This window comes from Streptomyces sp. NPDC051636, from assembly GCF_044453765.1.
In the GTDB taxonomy this organism is placed as follows: domain Bacteria; phylum Actinomycetota; class Actinomycetes; order Streptomycetales; family Streptomycetaceae; genus Streptomyces.
The window spans coordinates 1-20,321 of sequence record NZ_JBITDA010000050.1 but is presented as its reverse complement, the minus strand read 5'-3'; the positions used below and the strand labels follow the sequence as shown (position 1 = coordinate 20,321).

Here is a 20,321-nt window from a genome sequence, read left to right as displayed (position 1 = left end):
CCACAAGGAAGCGAGACTTTCACTCGCAGCATGAACCCCCGGTCCATACTCCGGGGGTCACCACAAACCCCAGTAGTTGAGCGAGCTACCGGTTTTCGGGTTCCCAGTGGAGGGCGAGATCTTCCGTGACGCGGGGCAGGTATCCGGTGGCTTTGAAACCGTGTACACGCGCTTCGGCGATGTGGTCGTGCATGGTCATGGTGCGGTGCTCCAGGCCGTTAGCCACATCCGCAAGCATGGCGGCGGTGTTCGGCCAGCAAAGTCCGGAAAGGGCGCCCTGCTCATGGTCGTATTCAGTGACGCATCCTCGCCGTGGTCCGGACCGGAGATCGACGAACAGGTCAGCGCCGCTGCCATTTCTGGCGATGGGGAGGAAGGCGGGCAAGAACCCCAGAGTCGCTGAACCGGCGGGCCTGCGCAGGTCCTCCTCGGTGTTGCGCGGATCGCCGGTTTCGGCCGCGATCTGCAGCCACAGTCGGCGGCTGCCCAGCATCTCTTCGATGGTGTAGGGCAGATAGGAAGGTGGCAGGAGCTTGCCGCTGTCCGGGCGGCTTCGCATGCCGTTGGCTCGGCGCCACCAGGCCACCAGATCCGGCGGAAGCTGTTTTCCGACCGCCTGTTCTGCGGCGGCGATTTCCTCCGCGGTGGCCGGAGGGTTGATGCACAGTGCTGTGGCGGGGGCGTTTACCTCCAGCCAGGCGAGGATTCTGTCCCATGCCTCATGGACAGAAGATGTTGTGGTCATGACTGCTCTTTCGGTCCTGTTCCGGCCCTCGTGGCCGCGGGGGTGTTCTTGACCGGGGCTGTGGGGCGCGCGATGGCGCCCCACAGCCTGGTCAGGCGTCAGCCTGTGATCTGTACGAAGAAGTAGTCCGGTGCAACACCGTCCAGCATGCGGTTGAAGGAGTAGAAGGCTCCGAGCTGGGCGCCGCCGGAGCGGTTGTCGCTGTAAGAGATGGGCCGGGCGGACTAGTTCGTGCCGGCGTTGAAGGCTCCTTGGTGAGTGGATTTGAAGGGGTACTCGTCGCAGTCGAGTGTGCTGCCGGCGCTGTAGTTGGGGCCGTAGTACTTGTAGCAAGTGGCTACCGCCGCGTCGGTGTTCTTCTGTTGCAGTGCCTCATCGACGGTTCGGCTGAGCGGTATGCCGGAGTCGACTGAGCCGGGGATCTGCTTGTTGGGATCGGTCGGCGTGGTCGTTTCGGGGTAGTACTGGGCCTGGTAGACGTGCAGGGCCTCTTGAGTGGCGTTGGAGTTCACGCTGAGCGAGAAGGTCGAGGTCACGTCCGGAAAGACGCAGCCGGATCCGGCCTGTGTGCCCACGATGTACGGGGCCGAGTCGCAGCGGAAGGTGTTGGATCCGAAGGAGGCCGAGGTGCCGCCGGTGAGGCTGACCGTCGTCTGGAAGTCGTACTGGCCGATCACCTCGTTGCCGAAACTGCCCGCAGCTGGGAGTCGAATCGGAAGTAGGTTGTCGACGGCGGCGTAGCCCATTGGTCGATGGTCTGTGTGAGCCCGTTGAGGGAGTCGGCGACGCAGCTGGAGCCCACCTGCATCAGGCAGCTCATGGTGATGGTCATGGAATGCGTCCCTGCATCGCCGGTGAGCTTCCACTCATCGAGCAGGTCAACGAAATCGGCGTAGCGGGTGACCTTGTCGGAGTTGTTGTAGCCCCGGCCGACGACGACCTGCCGCCACTGCGCGGTCCCGGTGGTCTCGCACGAAGTGCCCCACCAGTAGGTGGTGCACACCTGAAAGGTGGCGAGGAAGTAGCTCGCTGCACAGTAGTCGAAGTGGTCAATGACGTGCCCGGAGCTCCCGTACGCCCGCGAGTCGTCCTGGCAGTCCACAGCACTGATACTGGCCCCGTATGTGGCTGAGGCCGTCGGCCGCGGCCCAGAGGTGAGGGCGTCCACGGTCGCCCGGGAAGGGCCGTTGTCCGTCCCGTCGCTGTAGACACTCTGCCCGGCGGGAAGAGTCGCCACGTCTGCGGACTTGCTGTCCACGGCCAGCGCCTCGGGACCTGTCCGGGTGGGCTCGGTCAGCGTGGCGGTACTGACGGGCTTACCACCGTCCTGTGGTGGCCCGTTGTAGCGGGTGATGGTTGCCGTCTCCTTGCCGGAGGTGGCTGAAGGCTCCGCCGCGACTGCGGGGGATGCGGTCGCCAGCAACAGGGCTGCCGCGGTGATGAGGAACAGCGCTCGTCTGCGCATGGTCTCCTGCCGGAAGTGATGGAAGACAAGACGTGCGTCGTGTCCTCTCGTTCACGCAGCCGCAGGGCGCATCCGCCGGTACCAGCTCAACTTTTTTCCAGGCACCCCATCACTCCAGGTGCCGCGCCAGGCTCCAGCGTGTCCGCGTCCGGCAGACAGAAACGTCCAACGGGCCAGGACGCTGGCGCAGCAGGCACGTTGCCGGTCATCTTCAAAGAAGGGGCGGGCGGAATCTCCACCCCTGTCGTGGGCAGCGGCGGAGCGATCCGTGGCGCCGCCTCCGTCGTGTCACTGTCCCTCGGACCGGGGGCCGACTCACCACTGGCGGGGCTGTCTCGCCCAGGGGCCGGCATGGCTCGGGGCGACGCTGCGTTCGCTGATCCAGCAGACATGAGCCCAGTCGGGGAGGGAGACGGTACGGTACGCACCACCCTGGGCAGCCTCACGCGCTGCACATCGGGACGTGACATGTGATGCTGGTCAGCGTTGGATGGCGGAGGGGCAGCGGTCCCCTGGGCAGGGATGACGACCGCTGCCACCGTCAAAGCGGCTGCGGCAACCAGCCCGGGGTAGGCGGGGTGGAGCCGGATCACTTCTGCAGCCCATCTCCGCAGGAACACGGCCAATCCGAGCGAGGAAGCCAGCGCTGCCCTCAACGCGCTCCTTGCCCGGGCTAGCAGCGATTCAGCCGTTCGATAGCTGACGCCCAGTCGCTCGGCCACCTCAGCCACGGAGAGTCCCTCCGCCCGCAGTTGCAAAGCTCTGGCCTGCCGCCCCGGCAAACGAGAGAGCTTCCCCGCAGACCACACAGCCTCTGCCTGATCACAGATCCGCTCGTCGAACGGCACCGCCTCGGCGGGGGCAGGCAGGCGAACCCACCGGCGCTGCTCCCGACCACGCTCCCGATGCGTGTCCACACACAGACGGACCGTGACGCGCATCAGCCAGGGAGCAATTCCCTCGTTGTCAGCCTGACAAGACTCGATTGCTCTCGTCATCGCTTCCTGGACAACGTCTTCAGCGTCTTCCACAGTGGCGGTACGCCGAAGCGCCACGCGCATCAAGGCATGGCGATGCTTCCATACCACATTCCAACGCCCCGCGTCCTCAACCACCGTCACACGCTCTCCATTCGGAGTGAACAGCTGCGCGAAAAGACTAACGGTCAAGATCATCACATCCCAGAGGCCGAACAGACACGGCCGCCCGCCCTGAAGAGGCACGCCTTCGAGCGCACGCTGCTGTGATGTGGTGCGGTTACGCGGCGGTGCCGTCCGGGACGGACGTGCAGCCGTACATCTTCAACGCCACCTCCGGCGCATGAACTTGAGCGTGCGTGCTGGCTCTCCCCTCCCTCGTGCCCTTCGTGACCTGCTGCGCGACGTCTCGCACGACGGGCGGGTCCGTACGGTCTTCGGTGTAACTCCCGATCATGGAAGCAGCACCTGATGAGCGACGTGACTGTCTCTGCTGAGGCGGTTGAAGAGGTCCGGCCGGCCGAGTTCCGACGGACCTGCTGGATGACCAGTTGATCGGGCAGTTGGTCGACCGGGCCCGCGCGAGCGGCCTGCAGCTGACCGGCGACGGCGGGCTGCTGCAGCAGCTGACCAAGCGCGTGCTGGAGTCCACCCCGGAAGGTGAGATCACCGACCACCTCGGCTACGAGAAGCACGACCCGGCCGGTGCTGGCAGTGGCAACAGCCGCAACGGGGCCCGGTCCAGGACTGTTCTGACCGACGTGGGTCCGGTGGAAATCACGGTGCCGCGTGACCGCGACGGCAGCTTCGAGCCGCAGATCGTCAAGAAGCGGCAGAAGCGGCCTGACCGGGGTCGTCGAGATGGTCCTGTCGCTGTCCGCACGTGGTCTGACGCATGGTGACATCTCCGCCCACCTGGCCGAGGTCCATGGCGCGAGCGTGTCCGAGCAGACCATCTCGGCCATCACCGACAAGGTCATGGACGGGATGGCCGACTGGCAGAACCGGCCGCTGGACCCGGTCCATCCGGTGATCTTCATCGGCTGCGTGCACGTCAAGGTGCGAGACGGGCAGGTGGCGAACCGGCCCCTCTACGTCGCACTCGCGGTCACGGTGGACGGCACGCGCGACATTCTCGGCCTGTGGGCCGGCGACGGCGGCGAAGGCGCCACGTACTGGCTACAGGTGCTGACCGAGATCAACAACCGCGGCGTCGAGGACGTGTGCATGGTCGTCTGCGACGGGCTCCAGGGCCCAGGGTCCCGTCGTTCTCGTGATCGGTCCGGGTGCGGCGTGATGCCGGTCCTACCTGGCTGACGGGCCTGTGTCAGGCGATGTTGTCGATGTCGCCGAACGCCAGGTCGGATTCCCGCCAGCTTCCGTTAGTGGGGCCCGCGATGCTCGACGGCATGAAACGACTCGAAGGAAACGTCGCCTTGATCACGGGCGGAAGCCGGGGCATCGGCGCCGCCGCGGCGCTCCGGCTGGCGGAGGAAGGCGCCGACATCGTCGTCACCTATGAGAACAGCTCGGAGCGCGCCGCCGAGGTCGTGGAGCAGGTCAAGGCCCGGGGGCGTCGAGGTCTGGCTATCCAGGCCGACAGCGCGGTCCCGCAGGCAGTGACCGCCGCGGTGGACGAGGCCGCCGCGACATTCGGCAGACTGGACATCCTGGTCAACAACGCTGGCGTCTTTCTCGTCGGCCCGCTCGACGATCTGGGGCCGGCGCAGATCGACCGCACCCTGGCCGTGAATGTCCGGGCACCGTTCGTGGCGTCACAGGCGGCGGCGCGTCACATGGGCGATGGCGGCCGCATCATCAGCATCGGCAGCAATGTCGCCGAACGCGCGGCCTTCCCGGGCCTGGCGCTGTACTCGATGAGCAAGACGGCCCTCGTCGGCATGGCCAAGGGCCTGGCCCGAGAACTCGGCCCTCGCGGCATCACGGTCAATGTGGTCCACCCCGGCCCCACCGACACAGACGCCAACCCGGCGGATGGCCCGAACGCCGAGACGATCGCCGGCTTGACCGCTGTGGGCCGTTATGCGGAAGCGGCCGAGATCGCGGCCACCGTCGCCCACCTCGCAAGTGGGGACGGCAGGTACATCACCGGAGCCTCGATCCACGTGGACGGCGGCTTCACCGCCTGACGAGGAGAGGTCGGGACGAGCAGATCGGTGCTAGACGGTCTGTTCGTTCCCGGCCTCAGTGTCAGGAGATGCCCAGGGCTTCGAGCGGCCGGTCGGGGCGGCGGCTGTGATGGCGGAGGCCTTGGGCGATGTTGGTCCAGCCGTCGAGACGGAGGGTGCCGAGGGCGAGGTTACGCAGGCCAGCCATGGCGCGGGGTGCCGTGCCGGTGCGGACGCGGGAGGCGTCCTCTTCGAACGTCACGTCGCGGACATGGTGTTCCTTGCTCTCGATCCACCAGTGCCGTCTCACGTATTCCGCGAGTTGTCCGGCCTGTTCATGGAGGGTGTCCAGGCTGGTGAGGGCATAGGCGCGGTCGATTGTGGTCTTCCCGTTCCGGACGGTGTGGCGGACGATCTGGAGGGCCTGCGCCGCGTGCGAGAAAGGCAGCCGGGTCATCGCTGCGGTCTTCAGCCGGCGGATCTCGTTACGGCCCCGGGAGGTGTCCCGGCTGCGGTGGCCGAGCGGGACGTCCCGCCAGGGCAGTTCCTTGACGAGTTGGTGCAGGCGGGGGTGGTTCGCCTTCAGCACGGCGATGTAGTGCGCCTTCTTGTCCTCGACGAGGAAGCGGGCCAGATCGGTCTGGGTGAGCAGGGCGTCGAAGGTGATCACATGGTTTTCCAGGTCGAGTGGGGTGAGGAGGGGCTTGAACGCGGTGATTTCGTTGGTCTTCGACGGCACTTCGCGCTGGGCGAGGACCACCCCGTCCATCCGCAGCGCGGAGATGAGACGGACTTGGCTGCCGTCGGGGCGGACCGCGCCGCGCAGAGTCTTGCCGTCCACGGCGACCTGGACCAGCTCCTTCTTCTCTGGCTGATCATGGGCGCGTTCGCGCAGGTAGGAGCTGATGGCGGTGTCGAAGGCGTCGCCGTCGAGGCGTTGGAGGACCCGGCGGAAGGTGGCCTCGGACGGCGGTCGGCAGGCAAGGCCGGGTTCGGGGTCGAGGACGCGCGCTCCCGTGCGGGCGAGCCGGCCGCGCGGCAGATCGGCGGCCCACTCGCCAATCGCGGTCAGGGAACGGGCCCCGGCCAGGACCGCGCAGGCTGCCAGGGCGAGGACATAGGCCAGCGGGTAACGACGTCCCCGCCGGATCCTCGGGTCGGGAACCCGCTCGAGGTGCCGGAGCAAGCAAGGTATGTCCGCTTCCGTGACGGCGTCGGCAGAGCCGAGCTGGACCACAGACGCGGGGATCAGTGAAGATGCGGGAGCAACCACGGCCTTCTCGGTGATCAGGGAACTCGACGCTCCGATGATCGCTGGAGGCCGTGCCTGCACTGCTTGCGGGGACGTCCAGGGGCTCCTGGCGAACTATCTGGCTTCCAGGGTGAGTTACCCACAATCCGACGCAACCGTCAGACCACCCTCACCGCGAGAACGACGCCGCCCTGCCTCCTTCCGCCGCTGCGGTAACGCCCCCGGCACCGTCTCCCCCGAAGACCAGGCCGTCGTCGACCAGTTCCGCGCGATGCTCACCGCCCTGCGCAACCCACAGCCCTGGACGCCACCGTGCGGGTCGGTCCGTTCATCGAGCGCGCGCATCCCCGACCCGGCGACGACCACGGCATCAACCAGATCGCCTACCCGACGAAGGCCCTCACCGGCTACTGTTCGCCTGAACTGCGCGACGGTGCGGACGACTTCTGAGACCAGCCGAAGGGGACGGCGTCCCCGGACGGTGAGAGGACACGGTCGCACCGGCATCGCGGCCACGGCTCAGTCTCACGCCAGTGCGACCACAGCGCCGCCCGGGCAGCAACTGGCTGACCGCCGACAGGCAGCAGCGCCTCTTGCAGACCAGTGACGCACATGACTCGGCATGATCCGTCGCCTCTGTCCGCGCACCGCCCCGAGGGTCAAGGCCATGCCCTGCTCCAAGTCGGCGGGGTGCTTGAGGAGGGAACCGGCGTTCGGTGATCTCACACCGGAGGGCAGGCCGATGAGGACTATGCTCAATCGAAGAAGTCGAGGTTCTGGCGCACGAAATCGGCAAAACCGACGGCTGCACGGCCCGTGATGTCGGCCACCGTCGAAGTGACGGTTTCGGCACCGCCGTCCCGGTATGCGCGGGCAACTCCTATCAGGGCATCGACGTGGAACTCCGGCATCCCGCGACCCAGCATGGCCACGCGCGCTTCGTCGTCCGGCAGGCCCACGTAGCGCACCGGCTTGCCGAGGACGTCGGAGAACTCCTCGGCGGCTTCGGCATAGGTCAACGCCTTCGGTCCGGTGAGGTCATAGACGCGGCCGTCGTGGCCGTCAGTGGTGAGAACCCGCGCTGCAACACGGGCGATGTCGTCGACGTCGACGAAGCTTATGGGGGCGGTGATCAGTGGGAGGCTGAACTCCCCAGCCTCACGGATGGACGGCTGGCGCAGGAAGTTCTGCAGATAGAAGTTGGGTCGCAGGATCGTCCACGGCAAACCGGACGTAACCAGCGACTGTTCGACAGGCTGATGCAGCCGCGCGAACGGTGTGAGTCCTTCGTCGGCCCGCCAGATCGACAGCTTGACCACCCGAACACCCACCGCACGGGCGGCTTCCAGCATGTTGAGTTCGAGGGTCGTTTGGGCAGGGCCCGTCGCGCCGAGAAGGAATACGGCCATTATGCCGTCGAGTGCAGGACCGATCGTGTCCGGCATGGCCAGATCGAGCGTCACCGCCTGGCCGCCCGACTCGATCACCTGAGCAGTGATGCGCGGATCACGGTAGGCCGCCCGCGCGGCCACGCCGTCGGCATGAAGACGAGTGAGGAGAGCCCTTCCGACGTTGCCGCTCGCACCGGTAACCAGAATCATCGTCACATCCTCCATGCGAAAGCAGTTAGACGCCATTCATTACGAGCGCATCATCCTGGGACGGACGCGAGGCAGGCCGGTAGTGATCTCCGGCTACGGCGTTCGGCGGACGTCCACCCCAGCGCATGCCCTTCCCCCTACGGATGCGGGCGCGCTCGCCCCGTTGGACGGCCGGCATGTGGGGACGGGGAGTCTCAGCGAACTCCTTGCCCGCGAACTGCGCGCCCGCGGCCGCCAGGTCGACGTCGAACACCTCCACGTCCCGTGCGTCCTCAAGGCGGCCGACACCAGCACCGGAGCGAGCGCATGACCACCACGGTCCTGTAGGAGATCGTGACCAGTGGAGGCGCCCCATCCCGGGCAGGGGACGAATTCACCGCCTTCACTGGGGCGTGTGGGACGATGCCTGGCGCGCGGTATGGGCGCCTGTCACCGAGCACGGTGCCGTCTCTGTTACCGCTATTCGACACCCGGCCGCATCAACAGCCCCTGTCGGTATCACCAATGTCGACTGGGATGCAGCCGTCACTTGGGTATCCAGGGACACAGCGAAGGCCCCTATCTCTTAGGGGGGTACGGGCCTTTCTGCGTCCCAGGGGCTTCTAGCTGGTTGAGGGGCGACAACCGTCGTCAGCTTGCGTTGGTCGCTCGCTTCTCTCGGTCACGGAGCAGCAGGTCGCACACCTTGTCGCGCTCTTCTGGCGGCACAGTCGCCCGGTCCCTCGTGGCGGGGGCACAGCGTACGCTGTGCGGACCACTTCTCCTGCCGCCGCCAGGATTCGATCTTCTCGGTCACCTATGCCGGTGTCGCGCGTGGGCTGTGGTGTGGGGTCGAGGGGCGGTCGAGCAGGCCGAGGTCGCCGTGACGGCGCCATCGGTTGACCCACTTGGATGCGCATGCCCGCGAGATGTTCATCTCGGCGGCGACGTGCGAGATCGGGCGGGTGCGGCAGCGCTCGATGAGCCGCCGTCGGCCCTCGACCGTAAGAGACACCTCACGTTGCTATGCCGTCAAGTCGGTCGGCCTTGAGGGCCGGGTTCTTCGAACAGTTCTGACCAGGCAGGGGAGAATTCCGGCATGGTGATGGCACGGCATTGGTACTCCTCGTCGCCCGTTGTGGACGGGCAATCGCTCCTGGATGAGCCGGGCTTCTGGCCGGCGCACTTGGCGGATCTGTCCGAGGGCTTCGCGCCGGAGGCCTTCGGCTCGGACGCGGGTGACGCGGACGCCATGCTGGACAAGCTCCACGACCCATCAGCGTGGCCAGTGTTCACGGTGCCTCTGACCGGCGGCTTCACGATCGTCGTGCACTACAACAGCGGCGAGGAGTTCACGACTACGGACTACTTCCTCACGCACCCCGACTGGAACCAGGACCTTGTGCTGGCCAGCGACGATCAGGACCGCATCGGCCCCGGGCTATGCTGGCCCGAGCTCGCCGCCCTGCTGGAGGCACCACCGGGTGCCGCAGGCGTTGCCGACCCGCACGCTCGTCTCCTCCTTCTCTTGCCTATTCTCGGCGACGCGGCGGTTCCGGAGGAGGCCGTGGCGGCGGTGGTCGAGGCTCTGATCTCTCAGGGTGCGCCCGAGGCGAGCGAGGCGTTGGCCAGACACCTGCTTCAGGGGCACCCCATGTGGGGTGTCGAGGACTGGTGGTTCGACGAGGACGAGCAGAGCTGGCTCTGCGAGGGCGATCACAGCCCGCGCAAGACCCCTCTCGGCGACCACCTGCCCCCGCAACAGCGAGCCGCCCTCGAAGCCTGTCTCACCCCCCGCTGACCGTCTCAAGCGGCGTTGACAACGGCCTCGGCGAGAGGGGCCCCGAAGGGGAGCGACTCGTCGTAGGCCGTGCCCTGCTTCAGGCAGTGGTAGAGCTGGCCGATCATGCGGTTGAAGAGGTTGCGCTGGGCGGCCGCGTGCCAGTCGCCTTGTTCGCGGCGGCGCCGATAGTGGGCGTTGGCCCCGGTGGATGCCCGTAGGGAGGCGAAGGCCCAGAGGTAGCCGACGTGATTGAGCCTGTCGTTCTTCACCCACCGCCGTGTGATGGCGGACTTCTTGCCGGAGGCACGGGTGATGGGCGAGGAGCCGGCGTATGCCTTCAGGCCGCGGGCGTCGGTGAAGCGGGTGCGGTCGTCGCCGATCTCGGCCAGGACGCGGGCTGCGAGCCGGATGCCGAGACCGGGGAAACTCAACAGGATCTCGGCGTCCGGGTGCTGAGGAAATGCCTCTTCCACCGCTTCAGCAAGGTTGTCGGCGGCGGTGCAGGCCGCGTCCAGCTGGGTGAGGAGAGCGAGCATCTGCTTGCCGAGCGTGTCCTCGACCAGCGGAGGCGGTGAGCCCACTCCGCACGGAAGACATCGCGGAGGCGCTCGACCTCGGCTTCGATGCCGCGCTGACGGCCGGCTCGCTTGAGCGCGGCCTGGATCTGGGTGCTAGTCAGACGCGCGGCCCTGGCCCGGGTCGGCGCCGTCTTGAGGAGCTCGCGGGCCTCGGGACGGCACAGGCCGTTGGTCCAGGCGGCGAAGGCGGCCAGGGCGGCCGGGTAGTACTCGCGCAGCAGAGAGCGGAGCTGGTTGGCGAGCTGCTGCCGGTTCCACAGCGAGTCCTGCTGGGCGCGAGCCAGGACGGTGACCGCGCGGCCGAGGTCACTGTCGTCGGGCAGGGGCCGGTGGGCGTGCATGTCGGTGCGCAGGATGTTGGCCAAGAACAGGGCGTCGCCGGGGTCGGACTTCTTAGTGGGCATTTAGAGATGGTCTACGTCGGTAAGTAACTTTCATGGACGTCAGGCTTGAGGTGTTTGCCCTATACCTGCACCCTTGCGTCCATCAGGCTGCGAACTTGGCCGCCCGTTTGCTCCGGTTCTCGTGCACGAAGTCCGTCTGGTTTGAAGATCAGACAGAAACGCCCAGCGGTAGCGGAACAGCACCGTCCGCCGCATCCATGATCACGCTACGGCGTGAGCCAGCGGAAGCCGTACCCCAGCGACCTGTCCGACGCCCGATGGGCCTTAATCGAGCCGACGTTGACAGCCTGGAGAAAGGCCCGGCTCGACCGCAGACCAACCGGGCAGCCGGCCAAGGTCGACCTGCGCGACGTATTCGACGCACTCCTCTACATCAACCGCACTGGAATCCCCTGGAAATACCTCCCGCACGACTTCCCCAACCATGGCACCGCCTACGCCTACTACGCCGCCTGGCGCGACGAGGGAATCCTCGCCCAGCTCAACTACGACCTGACCGGCCTGGCCCGCGTGAAGGAAGGAGGCAAGCCCGAACCCACCGCTTCCGTGATCGACACCCAGAGCGTGAAGACCTCTGAGCTGCCCCCGGTTTCGTGGAGTGCCTGAAGCCAGGCTTATGATCCTGGCTCGAAGGAGAACCACGAGCAGTGCCAGCACCACGTAAGTACCCCGACGAGCTCCGCGAGCGGGCCGTCCGCGAGGTCCGCACCTCCGGCCGTCCGATCGCGCATGTCGCGAAGGACCTGGGCATCCACAAGGAGGCTCTGCGCGGCTGGGTCCGCCAAGCCGAGGCGGACACCGGCGAGCGCGAGGACCGGCTGACCACCGCCGAGCGGGAAGAGCTGAGGCAACTCCGACGCAAGAAAGCGGAGTTGAGGTGGGCCAACGAGATTCTGAAGGCCGCGAGCGCGTTTTTTGCGGCGGAACTCGACCGTCCCCGGACGAGGCCGACCAGGTGATCGAGCACCTCAGAGACAAGGGCCTCGGGGTCGGGTTCGCCTGCCGGGTGCTGGGACTGTCCGAGTCGGCGTACTACGCCCGCAAGAAGCGGCCGAAATCGGCCCGCCGGCTGCGTGACGAGCAGCTCATGCCGCTGATCGAACAGGTCCATGCCGAATCCGGCGGCACCTATGGCGTCCGCCGGATCACCCGCGCGCTGCGGCGCAAGGGTGTGCACGTGGCCCGCTGCACGGTCGAGCGGCTGATGGCCGAGCTGGACCTGGAGGGCGTCATCCGCGGCCAGCGGCGCCGAACCACCGTGCCGGAGCCGTCGGCACCCAGGCCGCCGGACCTGGTCGACCGTGATTTCACCGCGAGCCGACCCGACCAGCTCTGGGTGGCCGATGTGACCTATGTCCGCACCTGGACGGGCTGGGTGTATGTGGCGTTCGTCCTAAACGTCTTCTCCCGGACGATCGTCGGCTGGCAGGTCGCGAACCACATGCGGCCCGAACTTCCGCTGGATGCGCTGGAGATGGCGCTGTGGAGACGGAGGATCAAGAAGGACTCCGGCCTGATCCATCACAGCGACCGCGGCTCGCAATACGTATCCATTCGGTACACCGACCGGCTCGCTGAGATCGGCGCCGCGGCCTCGGTCGGTTCCGTCGCGGACAGCTACGACAATGCGATGGCCGAGGCCCTCAACGGCACTTTCAAGGCCGAGCTGATCGAGATGCAGGGGCCATGGCGGGACTTCAACCAGGTCGAACGAGCGATCTTCCAGTGGGTCGCTTGGTACAACGAGGAACGGCTCCACTCCGCACTCGACTACGTACCGCCCGCCGAGTACGAACGCGGCTGGTGGCGACAGCAGGAGGCCACCGCGCAGTCCGCCTGAAACAAGATCACCGGACTCCACGAAACTCGGGACAGCTCACAAATCTCGTAAGCCTTGGCAGTAGGGTCCTCCATCGGCATGAGATGATCAGGAGGAAGGCAACGGGGATGAGTCGTGGCGGCGTGCGGAACATACGCTTCATACGGGGGGCCTCGGTCGCGGCAGTCGTCGTATCGCTGTTCGCGGGAACCACAGCTTGCGGAGGTGGCATGCGGCCGCACCCGCAGGATTCCGCCAGCAGCCAGAACCAGCAGCAGCACAAGGCATACGATCCGGCGACGAAGTTCGCGTCGAATGGGGCGCCGCTGCCCGAGGCAGTACTGCTGGACGTGCAGGACAGCACCACGAAAGCCATCGCTCCTCCGCACGTCTCACTGCTGGGGAACGTGGCATGGGCCGCGACGTCGCAGGGGCTTCTGGCCATCGACCCCGAGACGGGAAACACGCGGGCGACATTCAAGCCCCAGGGGCAGTCGACTGAGTATTACAACGGGATTGGCAACACTCGTGTCGACATAGTGGCGCCGCAGGTCGTCAAGGTGAGCGGCCACAACCTGGTCGCGCAGAGCTTCGGGGTCACCGTCCCCGGTAAGGGAACCACGCCCGCCCACAGCGCAATTGAAGTCGTGGCTGCCGACGCGGACGCTGTACGGCTGGCTTGACGGCATGTGGTGGAGCTGCCCAAGGAATTCGCGGACTCCGCACACTCGTCGTTCAAGACAGCCATGATCGGCGTCCACGGCACGACCGCCGTGGTGAGCGTGAAAGACGGAGACCAGGTGGGTGTCGTGACGATCGACCTCGCCTCGGGCCAGGCAGTCTGGGGGGACCCGCACCTCAAACCAGTGGAGGTCGCCGCCGGTCGGGTCATCGGCCTGAGGTTGACGGGCTCCTGGTCCCCTGAGAGTCTCCAAGCGCGGGGCGTACGGGACGGCTCTACGGCTTGGTCGAAGGCGACAGAATCCGGGACCGCTGTGGCCGCCGGGCCCGGACTGCTCCTGATGCAGGGGCTGAAGGCAAAGCCGTTCGGTAACGTCACCGCCGTCGTGCCCGCCTCCGGCAAAGAGCTGAGCTTCACGGTCCCGTCGTGCCACGGCGTTCCCGGCCAGTGCCAGTTCGACCAGCAGTCTGTTGTGGTCTGCGCGAGCGGTGACTCGGAGGCCTTCGGTATGGACGCGCATACCGGGAAGGTGCTGTGGGCGCTGCCGGACAGTTCGGGGCGGGTGGCGCCCCAGGTGACCGGTGCCTGGCACGGGATGGTCTACGGCCAGACGGAGGAAAACGGTCCTGTGGTCCTGGACGCCCGTACCGGCAAGGACAAGGTGACCTCACCTGGCGCGGCACCGTACTGGACCGACGGCCGTTACGCCGTCACCGACAAGGCGATCGTCCCGGTCCAGGGCTGATCTCCGCTTCATTCCCGGTCACGTCGATCACCACCGACCCCACCGGCCTGACGCTGCGCGTGGAACACACCGCTCCGCTCCTGGACCTTTCCGTGCTGGACATCTGGCAGGTGCAGATACAAGCCGAAGGGAGCCCTGTAGGCAGCCTCAGAGCTGTCCGCGGCCTGTACGGGGATGGCCCGCAGGACCGGGCGGAACGTGGAACGTGGGGTGCTCCATCATCGATGGAATACCTTCCATCGACCTGGCGGCAGCCGCCGAGCAGGACTTGTTCCCCGAGGAGGACAAGCAACTGGCCGACCTCCGCTCCCGGCTCTCCGCATGGGGAGGCATCTGCGCCTTGGTGGCCGAGCAGATGCTGACCGACGAAGCCGTGGGGCTGAGGGAATGGGGATCCCGCAATGTGCTCGTCTTCGACCAGTTCTCCCTGTCGGCGCCCTGGAACGACCCCGCCACGGCGGCTTGTGTGATCTCTGCAGTGGCCGACCAAGCGGCCTCAGGCGACTTCCTGCTCGTCTTCCCCGCAAGGACGGTCACAGGAGGAGGGGACACCGCCCTTGTGGAAGCGGGAGGAAGCCTGCTGTGGGCGGAGCCGTGGTACACCGACGACCTGTACTACCTTGACACCAAATTCGATTACGGAGAGGGCGCCGCCGAGGCGTGGGAGCTGCTGCACTCCCGGGTCAGACGCTGACCCGCCGAGCTCATTGGTCGCTGCAGGACGTCTCCGGCTGCCGATGGCACGGCAGCCGGAGACGTCAGGCAGGCGAAGGTATCGCCGACGAGGGCCCGTACGGCATTGCGATGGGCAGTCACCAGTTCGCGCCGGTGGAGGACGTCGATGTTGACGCGGTAGGCCGTGGTGGTGTCGATGCCGGCAAAGGGCGGCGGGCACATGGGAGGCGTCCGCCTGATCGGCTACCTCGACAGCGGGCTGCTGGGCGCGGACTCCCCCTGCGGGACCGGATGCGCCGGCTCTCCGACACGCTGCACCGGGACCTCATCGTCCGCACGGTGCTCGGTTCCGCGCCGGAGGGAGCAGCGGTGCTGGCCTCGCTCGCCGAGGAGGTCAGGTCGCTGGGCCTGGCGCTGACTCAGCGCTTCGCCTGGCATCGCGACGACCCGGCGTTCGACTTCTCGACGTACTTCGGGGAGCGGAGCGTCGTCGAGGGGCCGGTCGATCTGGACTCGCCTCTCGTCGCCTCGTCCGGCAGCAGCGTCGCCGTGCGGGCCGAGGCGGTGGCCGGCCGGTCGGGAACGGTGAACCTGGGCATCGTGCCCTTTCACACGATCCGCGCACAGGTGCGGCCCGTGCTGCGGCGGGTGGAGGTGGCCGCGGGGGAGTCGGCGCGGGCCGAGTTCACCGTCGACGTCGAACCGGACGCCGTGCCCCAGTTGTACAGCCTGCTGCCGTACGCCGTTCACGATCTGGGCATAGCCGTTGGCCGGGTGTACTTCACCGTCGTCCGCCCGGACGACACGAGCGGCCCGGATGGCGAGGTGTCCGCTCGATGACGGTGGCCAGAAGCGAGCTCGTCGCCCCGCTCCGGCAGGCCGGATTCCGCCGTCTGGCCACAGGTCGCCTGCTGATGTACTTCGCGAACGCCATGGCCCCGTCGTACTGGCGTTCACCGTGCTCGACCTGACCGACTCCCCGACCGACCTGGGCCTCGTCGTGAGCGCGCGCTCGATCGCCAACGTCGTGCTGCTGCTCCGGTGTCATCGCCGACCGTGTGTCACGAGCCTTGGCTCTTCAAGGTGCAGCCCTGGCAGCGTGTGCCGTACAGGGGGCGATCGCCGTCTGCGCGCTCCTGCACCTCTTGTCGATCCCCCTGGTCGTGGTGCTGAGCGTGGGCAACGGCGCGGTGTCCGCGGTGTCCCTGCCGGCCTCGGCCGCCCTGACGCCGCAGACGGTGCCGGCCGAGCAGCTGCGCCCGGCCAACGCGCTGATGCGGATGGCGACCAATCTCGGTCTGGTTGTCGGTGCCTCGATGGGCGGTGTGGTGGTCGCCTCGGTTGGGGCCGGGTGGGCACTGGCCTGCAACGCGGTCGCCTTCCTGGGCGCCTCAATGTGCTTCTTCCGGCTCGCGCTCCCCGCCCGTTCCCGCCGGGACGGGGAGGACTCCCGTGCCTGGCAGGATCTTCGCGAGGGCTGGTCGGAGTTCATCTCGCGCTCGTGGGTATGGGTCGTGGTGCTTCAGTACACGCTGGTCAACGCGGCGGTCGCCGGAGGCGTCCAGGTCTTGGGGCCGCTGGTCGCCGACACGACCTTCGGCCGGTCCCTGTGGGGCCTGGTCCTGGCCGCGCAGACGCTCGGCGCGTTGATCGGTGGGTTCGTCGCGGCCCGTTCCCGGGTCCGCCGGGCGCTGCTCCTGGGCGTCGCGGTGACGGTCTTCGACGCGGTCCCCCTGGCCCTCGCCGGAGATCCGCACATCGTGGTGCTCTCCTTCGCCATGTTCTTCAACGGGGTGGCGATGGAGCAGTTCGGGGTGGCATGGGACGTGGCGCTCCAGGAGAACATCCCGGAGAACAGGCTGGCGCGCGTGTACTCCTACGACGCGCTGGGGTCGTTCTCGGCGCTGCCCATCGGCGAGATCGGGGCCGGGTTCGCCGCCGCGCACCTCGGCGTCAGGCCCAGCCTGCTCGGCGCGGCGGCACTGGTCATCGCGGCAACGGTGGTGGCCGTCGCTAACCGCGAGGTGCGCGCGCTGACCGTCAAGTCCAGTGCGGTGCCGTCCGCGTCGGGCTGAGGCGGACGGTCTGCGGCTCACCTGGTGAGGACCCCGCGGACCGTCCTGCCGGACAGGACGTCCTGGACGGTGATCGGCAGTCCGCCGGGGGCGGCCAGGCTCACCAACCGGGCCGCCCCCACACTGGTCCCGGAGCCGTCGCCTGGGCCAGGGCCATTTTGGCCGCCCGGGTGGCCCCTCCGGGAGTCGTGGTCGGCTCCGGCCGGAGGCCTCTCGCCGGGTGTCGCGGGCGCTGGCCGCCGTGGCCCTGCTCGGCATGATCCCCGTCGCGGGCATGGGCTTCGCGGCCTCGTACGACACCCTGCGCCGCGCGGCTGAGGGCTTCTCGCACGACCTGTCCTACTGGGTGCCGGTCGGTATCAACGGCGCCATCCTGGCCTTCATGGCGCTGGACATGTACCTCACCGCGCGCCGGATCGGCTGGCCGCTGCTCAGGTTCGCGGCGCACGGGATGGTGCTGGCCACCGTCGTGTTCAATGCGGCCGGGGCCAAGGCCGGGGACCCCGTGGCCATGGCCTGGCACGGCCTGATGCCACCGGACCAACTCTGCATCACGGGATAAAACAACGGGAGAAAACGACCTCTGACCGAGACCTGTGCCCCCGACGGCCCCAACGTGATCACGGACGTGGCCACCACCGCGGCTACCACGCACGACTGCAAGGTCCTGCCCGGCATCCATACCCGTCTGCGCCGCCGTGGCCTGCTGCCCGCCGAGCATCTGGTCGACAGCGGCTGCACCTCCCTGGTTCACCTGGAACAAGCCGCGCGTGATCACCAGGTCACCGTCTCCGGGCCACTCCGGGGCAACCCCACCCGGCAACACCGCCGGAACGAGGCTTCGCCCGGGACGACTTCCACATCGACTACGACCGCCGGCAGGTCACCTGCCCCCAGGGCCAGGTGAGCCGGGGCTGGCACGGCCCCTACCCGACCTCCTCGCCGACTGCGGCCCCGCTGATCGTGGCTCGGTTCACCAAGGGCCAGTGAGCCTTTTCAGCAGCGACTCGGAGGGGTGACGTGAGAGTGACGGTTGACGGGCGTCCAGCCAGCGCGGCCGCGGCCGACGGACTGCCCAGCGCCGGTCCTTGTGTCACTCGATTGGTGGGCGGGCTGAAAGGGCTCAGTGTCACCCCTGCCCGGCCCGCACCCAGTGCACCACCTCCCGCGAGAGCGCCCGGAACGTGGGCTTTCCTCCGAGCGAACTACGCGACCTGCAACTTTGCGTTGAACCGAGCAGCAGACTGCGGCCTCCAGGTTTGTGTAGCGAAACGGGAGCGGCATCGGTCCCGAGGTCGTCGGTACCGGTCATCGTCGACGAAGGCTGAGGAGCGGGCCTCGCAGCAAAGGCGCGAGACCCGACTCTTCACGAGGACCCGGAATCAGTTGTCGTGCAGCGTACCGAATTCGAAGTCCTGGTTGCACTTCACGCCCTGCAGGTTGTCGATAATGACGTCAGGCGGGTTGTCCTGCCCTCGGTCATCGCCGAAGTCAGGGCCGATCACCGTACAGAAGTTGCCAACCGCTTGGGCGTGATCCTCGCCATGGGCGACCCCGCCACTGAGGACCATCCCGCCGACCATGACTGCTACGGCCGCGGCCTTCTTGAGCTTGGCCATCACTCCTCCATTTCCTTCGCGCGCCGGATCCTTTACGGACCAGGAATACCAGTCGCAGAAGGTAACAGATTTCTCACTCACCGTTTCGAGCCTTGGGCGGGTAGCGCGGCTGCCGGGACCAGCAGCGTTTCCGAACCGATGAGCCAGGCAGTCACACTCCCGGGCGACCGAGCTGGACTGGCCAGACATCGACACGGAAGACTGCGGCACCAGGGCTCTCCTGCTGCTCGGTGATTCGACACCAACGAGCTGTTCAGGAGGCCCTACCCGCATGCGCCCAGGGCCCCGCGACCACCCAATCGGGACTCCCGTTCGACACGCGCCTCTCAGGATCGGAAAGACAACAGCTACTGAGGTCTGGGGAGCTCTTCGGCTGCCGGTGGGCAGAGCCTGGAACACAAGCTTCGATGAGGCGGAAGCTGTACGACCGTTCCGCTGGACGAAGGGCGAGAAGAGCTTCGCGGGCTGGTACTACGCGGTGACGGTCGGCGATCACGTGGGTTACGAGTCGTGGCTCGAGCGGGACCGCTTGATCTTGCTGGACCGGGATCCGGGTCGGCTGTTCACGCCGAACGAGAATCGGCTTTCCCAGCAGATGCGGCTAGATGGGTGAACGCCTCGCTCTATGCGGCGTGCTGAGTCCCAGACTGGTTGGCTGTCGGCTAGGCGTACCACATGGCGACTGATCACTCTGTAGTACCCGAGGTAGCCAGTCTATCCGCGATTGAAGCCGTCTTCCTGCCTGAGCGCCTCGGTGCGGGGCCTGAGGATGTATCGGATGGGCATCCGAGCACCGATGATCCTGCAGGCAGACCTCATGGCACCCTGTCCAGCCATCCGACGGTAGGGACGGTGGCCATACAGACCATCCCGATGGCCGCGGACCGTAATTGGCTCGCTACGTCGCTTGGTCTGGAGAGTGGGCATGTCCGGGACGAATGATGCCGCTGGTCGGTTGATCGCCAGGCGCTACCGGCTAATGCGCCGCCTCGGCGCCGGCGGCATGGGCCGTGTGTGGCTTGCCCATGACGAGGAGTTGGCGTGCGAGGTCGCGGTCAAGGAGATCGCTGTACCGCAGGATATTCCAGAGCAGGAGCTGAATGCCCGTATCGCCAGGGCTCGTGGCGAGGCGCGACACTCCGCTCTGCTACGCGGAAACCCCCATGTCGTGACGGTGTATGACTGTGTCGTCGATGACGGCCTGCCGTGGATCGTCATGGAGTACGTACCCGGAGCACGGGACCTGGAGGCTGTCATCCGCGAGAGCGGACCCCTGTCACCAACTGATACAGCCAGGCTCGGCGTGGCCCTGCTCGATGCCCTGATGGCAGGTCACCGGTTGGGCATCCTGCATCGGGACGTCAAGCCCTCCAACATCCTGCTCACCATCCCCAAGCCTCAAGCATCCGACTCTGCTCGGCTGGGAAAGATCCTTCTCAGCGACTACGGCATCTCGCTCCAACGAGACGTTGGCGAACCACGGCTCACCACTGTTTCCGGAATCGTCGGAACCCCCGGCTACCTTGCGCCGGAACGCGCGCGCGGCGCAGAGCCGACACCGGAATCAGACCTGTTCTCCCTCGGCGCCACGCTCTATTACGCCGTCGAAGGCCACGGCCCGTTTGACCGCAGCTCTTACGTGGCCACGCTGACCGCGCTGCTCAGCGACGATCCCACACCCCCCTCCCGTGCCGGGGACCTAGGCGGTTTCGTTTGGATCATCGGGCGGACCAGAGGAAGATGCCGGCGATGTGGAGTCCGGCGAGGTAGATGGTCGCGGTCTTGTCGTAGCG

Annotated in this window: 19 protein-coding genes and 5 pseudogenes; 15 read left to right on the top strand and 9 right to left on the bottom strand. The window is 67.1% G+C overall.

Annotated features, from left to right (window positions below):
• Positions 1 to 85: 85 nt before the first annotated feature.
• The 4 genes from ACIBBH_RS40730 to ACIBBH_RS40715 form a co-directional block, all read right to left on the bottom strand.
• Complete coding sequence (locus tag ACIBBH_RS40730; RefSeq protein ID WP_399413783.1) at positions 86 to 745, bottom strand: SMI1/KNR4 family protein; 660 nt, start codon at positions 743 to 745, stop codon at positions 86 to 88.
• Between the two features lie 224 nt (positions 746 to 969).
• Positions 970 to 1,422 (bottom strand): hypothetical protein, encoded by a 453-nt coding sequence (locus tag ACIBBH_RS40725; RefSeq protein WP_399413782.1) that lies wholly within the window; start codon positions 1,420 to 1,422, stop codon positions 970 to 972.
• Positions 1,419 to 2,210 (bottom strand): hypothetical protein, encoded by a 792-nt coding sequence (locus ACIBBH_RS40720; protein ID WP_399413780.1) that lies wholly within the window; start codon positions 2,208 to 2,210, stop codon positions 1,419 to 1,421. Before ACIBBH_RS40720 ends, ACIBBH_RS40725 begins: the two co-directional genes overlap by 4 nt.
• Before the next feature lie 86 nt (positions 2,211 to 2,296).
• Positions 2,297 to 3,385: a sigma-70 family RNA polymerase sigma factor gene (locus tag ACIBBH_RS40715; RefSeq protein ID WP_399413797.1), complete on the bottom strand. Its 1,089-nt coding sequence runs from the start codon at positions 3,383 to 3,385 to the stop codon at positions 2,297 to 2,299.
• 282 nt (positions 3,386 to 3,667) lie between these two features.
• Here ACIBBH_RS40715 and ACIBBH_RS40710 point away from each other — a divergent pair.
• Both ACIBBH_RS40710 and ACIBBH_RS40705 read left to right on the top strand, forming a co-directional pair.
• Positions 3,668 to 4,441: pseudogene (locus ACIBBH_RS40710) on the top strand (IS256 family transposase); the annotation flags it as partial.
• Positions 4,442 to 4,596: 155 nt separating this feature from the next.
• Positions 4,597 to 5,337: an SDR family NAD(P)-dependent oxidoreductase gene (locus ACIBBH_RS40705; protein WP_399413795.1), complete on the top strand. Its 741-nt coding sequence runs from the start codon at positions 4,597 to 4,599 to the stop codon at positions 5,335 to 5,337.
• Between the two features lie 61 nt (positions 5,338 to 5,398).
• Here the strand turns inward: ACIBBH_RS40705 and ACIBBH_RS40700 are convergent, their stop codons facing one another.
• Positions 5,399 to 6,502 carry an ISAs1 family transposase gene (locus tag ACIBBH_RS40700; RefSeq protein ID WP_399413778.1) on the bottom strand — a complete coding sequence of 368 codons (1,104 nt, stop codon included), beginning with the start codon at positions 6,500 to 6,502 and terminating at the stop codon, positions 5,399 to 5,401.
• Between the two features lie 378 nt (positions 6,503 to 6,880).
• Between ACIBBH_RS40700 and ACIBBH_RS40695 the strand changes: the two genes are divergently transcribed.
• Positions 6,881 to 7,018, top strand: a complete 138-nt coding sequence (locus ACIBBH_RS40695) for a hypothetical protein (RefSeq protein ID WP_399413776.1) — start codon at positions 6,881 to 6,883, stop codon at positions 7,016 to 7,018.
• Positions 7,019 to 7,323: 305 nt separating this feature from the next.
• On the opposite strand, the gene ACIBBH_RS40690 is transcribed toward ACIBBH_RS40695, so the two are convergent.
• Positions 7,324 to 8,184: an SDR family oxidoreductase gene (locus tag ACIBBH_RS40690; RefSeq protein ID WP_399413774.1), complete on the bottom strand. Its 861-nt coding sequence runs from the start codon at positions 8,182 to 8,184 to the stop codon at positions 7,324 to 7,326.
• Between ACIBBH_RS40690 and ACIBBH_RS40685 the strand changes: the two genes are divergently transcribed.
• Positions 8,183 to 8,479 (top strand): hypothetical protein, encoded by a 297-nt coding sequence (locus ACIBBH_RS40685; RefSeq protein ID WP_399413772.1) that lies wholly within the window; start codon positions 8,183 to 8,185, stop codon positions 8,477 to 8,479. The two genes, ACIBBH_RS40690 and ACIBBH_RS40685, sit on opposite strands and share 2 nt — an antisense overlap.
• A gap of 489 nt (positions 8,480 to 8,968) precedes the next feature.
• Here ACIBBH_RS40685 and ACIBBH_RS40680 read toward each other — a convergent pair.
• A pseudogene (locus ACIBBH_RS40680) lies at positions 8,969 to 9,163 on the bottom strand (helix-turn-helix domain-containing protein); the annotation flags it as partial.
• 84 nt (positions 9,164 to 9,247) lie between these two features.
• Here ACIBBH_RS40680 and ACIBBH_RS40675 point away from each other — a divergent pair.
• The gene (locus ACIBBH_RS40675; RefSeq protein WP_399413770.1) at positions 9,248 to 9,949 is read left to right on the top strand and encodes a hypothetical protein; all 702 of its coding nucleotides are present in this window, start codon (positions 9,248 to 9,250) and stop codon (positions 9,947 to 9,949) included.
• Between the two features lie 5 nt (positions 9,950 to 9,954).
• Here ACIBBH_RS40675 and ACIBBH_RS40670 read toward each other — a convergent pair.
• Positions 9,955 to 10,904 (bottom strand): annotated as a pseudogene (locus ACIBBH_RS40670) (transposase); the annotation flags it as partial.
• Between the two features lie 222 nt (positions 10,905 to 11,126).
• Between ACIBBH_RS40670 and ACIBBH_RS40665 the strand changes: the two are divergent.
• From ACIBBH_RS40665 to ACIBBH_RS40625, 9 genes and pseudogenes are all read left to right on the top strand, one after another.
• A pseudogene (locus ACIBBH_RS40665) lies at positions 11,127 to 11,507 on the top strand (transposase); the annotation flags it as partial.
• 53 nt (positions 11,508 to 11,560) lie between these two features.
• Positions 11,561 to 12,753: pseudogene (locus ACIBBH_RS40660) on the top strand (IS3 family transposase).
• Between the two features lie 209 nt (positions 12,754 to 12,962).
• A complete protein-coding gene (locus ACIBBH_RS40655) occupies positions 12,963 to 13,415 on the top strand; it encodes a hypothetical protein (protein ID WP_399413769.1) in 453 nt (150 codons plus the stop codon).
• Positions 13,416 to 13,421: 6 nt separating this feature from the next.
• The gene (locus ACIBBH_RS40650) at positions 13,422 to 14,159 is read left to right on the top strand and encodes a PQQ-binding-like beta-propeller repeat protein (protein ID WP_399413767.1); all 738 of its coding nucleotides are present in this window, start codon (positions 13,422 to 13,424) and stop codon (positions 14,157 to 14,159) included.
• A gap of 205 nt (positions 14,160 to 14,364) precedes the next feature.
• On the top strand, positions 14,365 to 14,853 hold the full coding sequence (locus ACIBBH_RS40645; RefSeq protein WP_399413765.1) for a hypothetical protein: 489 nt from the start codon (positions 14,365 to 14,367) through the stop codon (positions 14,851 to 14,853).
• Positions 14,854 to 15,125: 272 nt separating this feature from the next.
• Positions 15,126 to 15,674 (top strand): hypothetical protein, encoded by a 549-nt coding sequence (locus ACIBBH_RS40640; RefSeq protein ID WP_399413763.1) that lies wholly within the window; start codon positions 15,126 to 15,128, stop codon positions 15,672 to 15,674.
• On the top strand, positions 15,671 to 15,805 hold the full coding sequence (locus ACIBBH_RS40635; protein ID WP_399413761.1) for a hypothetical protein: 135 nt from the start codon (positions 15,671 to 15,673) through the stop codon (positions 15,803 to 15,805). The genes ACIBBH_RS40640 and ACIBBH_RS40635 overlap by 4 nt, the downstream gene beginning before the upstream one ends.
• Positions 15,806 to 15,880: 75 nt before the next feature.
• The gene (locus ACIBBH_RS40630) at positions 15,881 to 16,909 is read left to right on the top strand and encodes an MFS transporter (protein WP_399413793.1); all 1,029 of its coding nucleotides are present in this window, start codon (positions 15,881 to 15,883) and stop codon (positions 16,907 to 16,909) included.
• A gap of 220 nt (positions 16,910 to 17,129) precedes the next feature.
• Positions 17,130 to 17,471, top strand: a complete 342-nt coding sequence (locus ACIBBH_RS40625) for a DUF2637 domain-containing protein (RefSeq protein WP_399413759.1) — start codon at positions 17,130 to 17,132, stop codon at positions 17,469 to 17,471.
• A gap of 820 nt (positions 17,472 to 18,291) precedes the next feature.
• On the opposite strand, the gene ACIBBH_RS40620 is transcribed toward ACIBBH_RS40625, so the two are convergent.
• A complete protein-coding gene (locus ACIBBH_RS40620) occupies positions 18,292 to 18,528 on the bottom strand; it encodes a hypothetical protein (protein ID WP_399413757.1) in 237 nt (78 codons plus the stop codon).
• Between the two features lie 925 nt (positions 18,529 to 19,453).
• On the opposite strand from ACIBBH_RS40620, the gene ACIBBH_RS40615 reads away from it, so the two are divergent.
• The coding region (locus ACIBBH_RS40615; protein WP_399413755.1) for a serine/threonine-protein kinase at positions 19,454 to 20,321 on the top strand (868 nt) is incomplete at its 3' end.

Excerpts from the sequence above, each read along its gene's own strand:
- ACIBBH_RS40730 (WP_399413783.1), bottom strand. The coding sequence starts at position 745 with ATGACCACAACATCTTCTGTCCATGAGGCATGGGACAGAATCCTCGCC.
- ACIBBH_RS40720 (WP_399413780.1), bottom strand. The coding sequence starts at position 2,210 with ATGCGCAGACGAGCGCTGTTCCTCATCACCGCGGCAGCCCTGTTGCTG.
- ACIBBH_RS40715 (WP_399413797.1), bottom strand. The coding sequence starts at position 3,385 with ATGATCTTGACCGTTAGTCTTTTCGCGCAGCTGTTCACTCCGAATGGA.
- ACIBBH_RS40705 (WP_399413795.1), top strand. The coding sequence starts at position 4,597 with ATGAAACGACTCGAAGGAAACGTCGCCTTGATCACGGGCGGAAGCCGG.
- ACIBBH_RS40685 (WP_399413772.1), top strand. The coding sequence starts at position 8,183 with ATGCGAAAGCAGTTAGACGCCATTCATTACGAGCGCATCATCCTGGGA.
- ACIBBH_RS40690 (WP_399413774.1), bottom strand. The coding sequence starts at position 8,184 with ATGGAGGATGTGACGATGATTCTGGTTACCGGTGCGAGCGGCAACGTC.
- ACIBBH_RS40675 (WP_399413770.1), top strand. The coding sequence starts at position 9,248 with ATGGTGATGGCACGGCATTGGTACTCCTCGTCGCCCGTTGTGGACGGG.
- ACIBBH_RS40655 (WP_399413769.1), top strand. The coding sequence starts at position 12,963 with ATGCGGCCGCACCCGCAGGATTCCGCCAGCAGCCAGAACCAGCAGCAG.
- ACIBBH_RS40640 (WP_399413763.1), top strand. The coding sequence starts at position 15,126 with ATGCGCCGGCTCTCCGACACGCTGCACCGGGACCTCATCGTCCGCACG.
- ACIBBH_RS40635 (WP_399413761.1), top strand. The coding sequence starts at position 15,671 with ATGACGGTGGCCAGAAGCGAGCTCGTCGCCCCGCTCCGGCAGGCCGGA.
- ACIBBH_RS40620 (WP_399413757.1), bottom strand. The coding sequence starts at position 18,528 with ATGGCCAAGCTCAAGAAGGCCGCGGCCGTAGCAGTCATGGTCGGCGGG.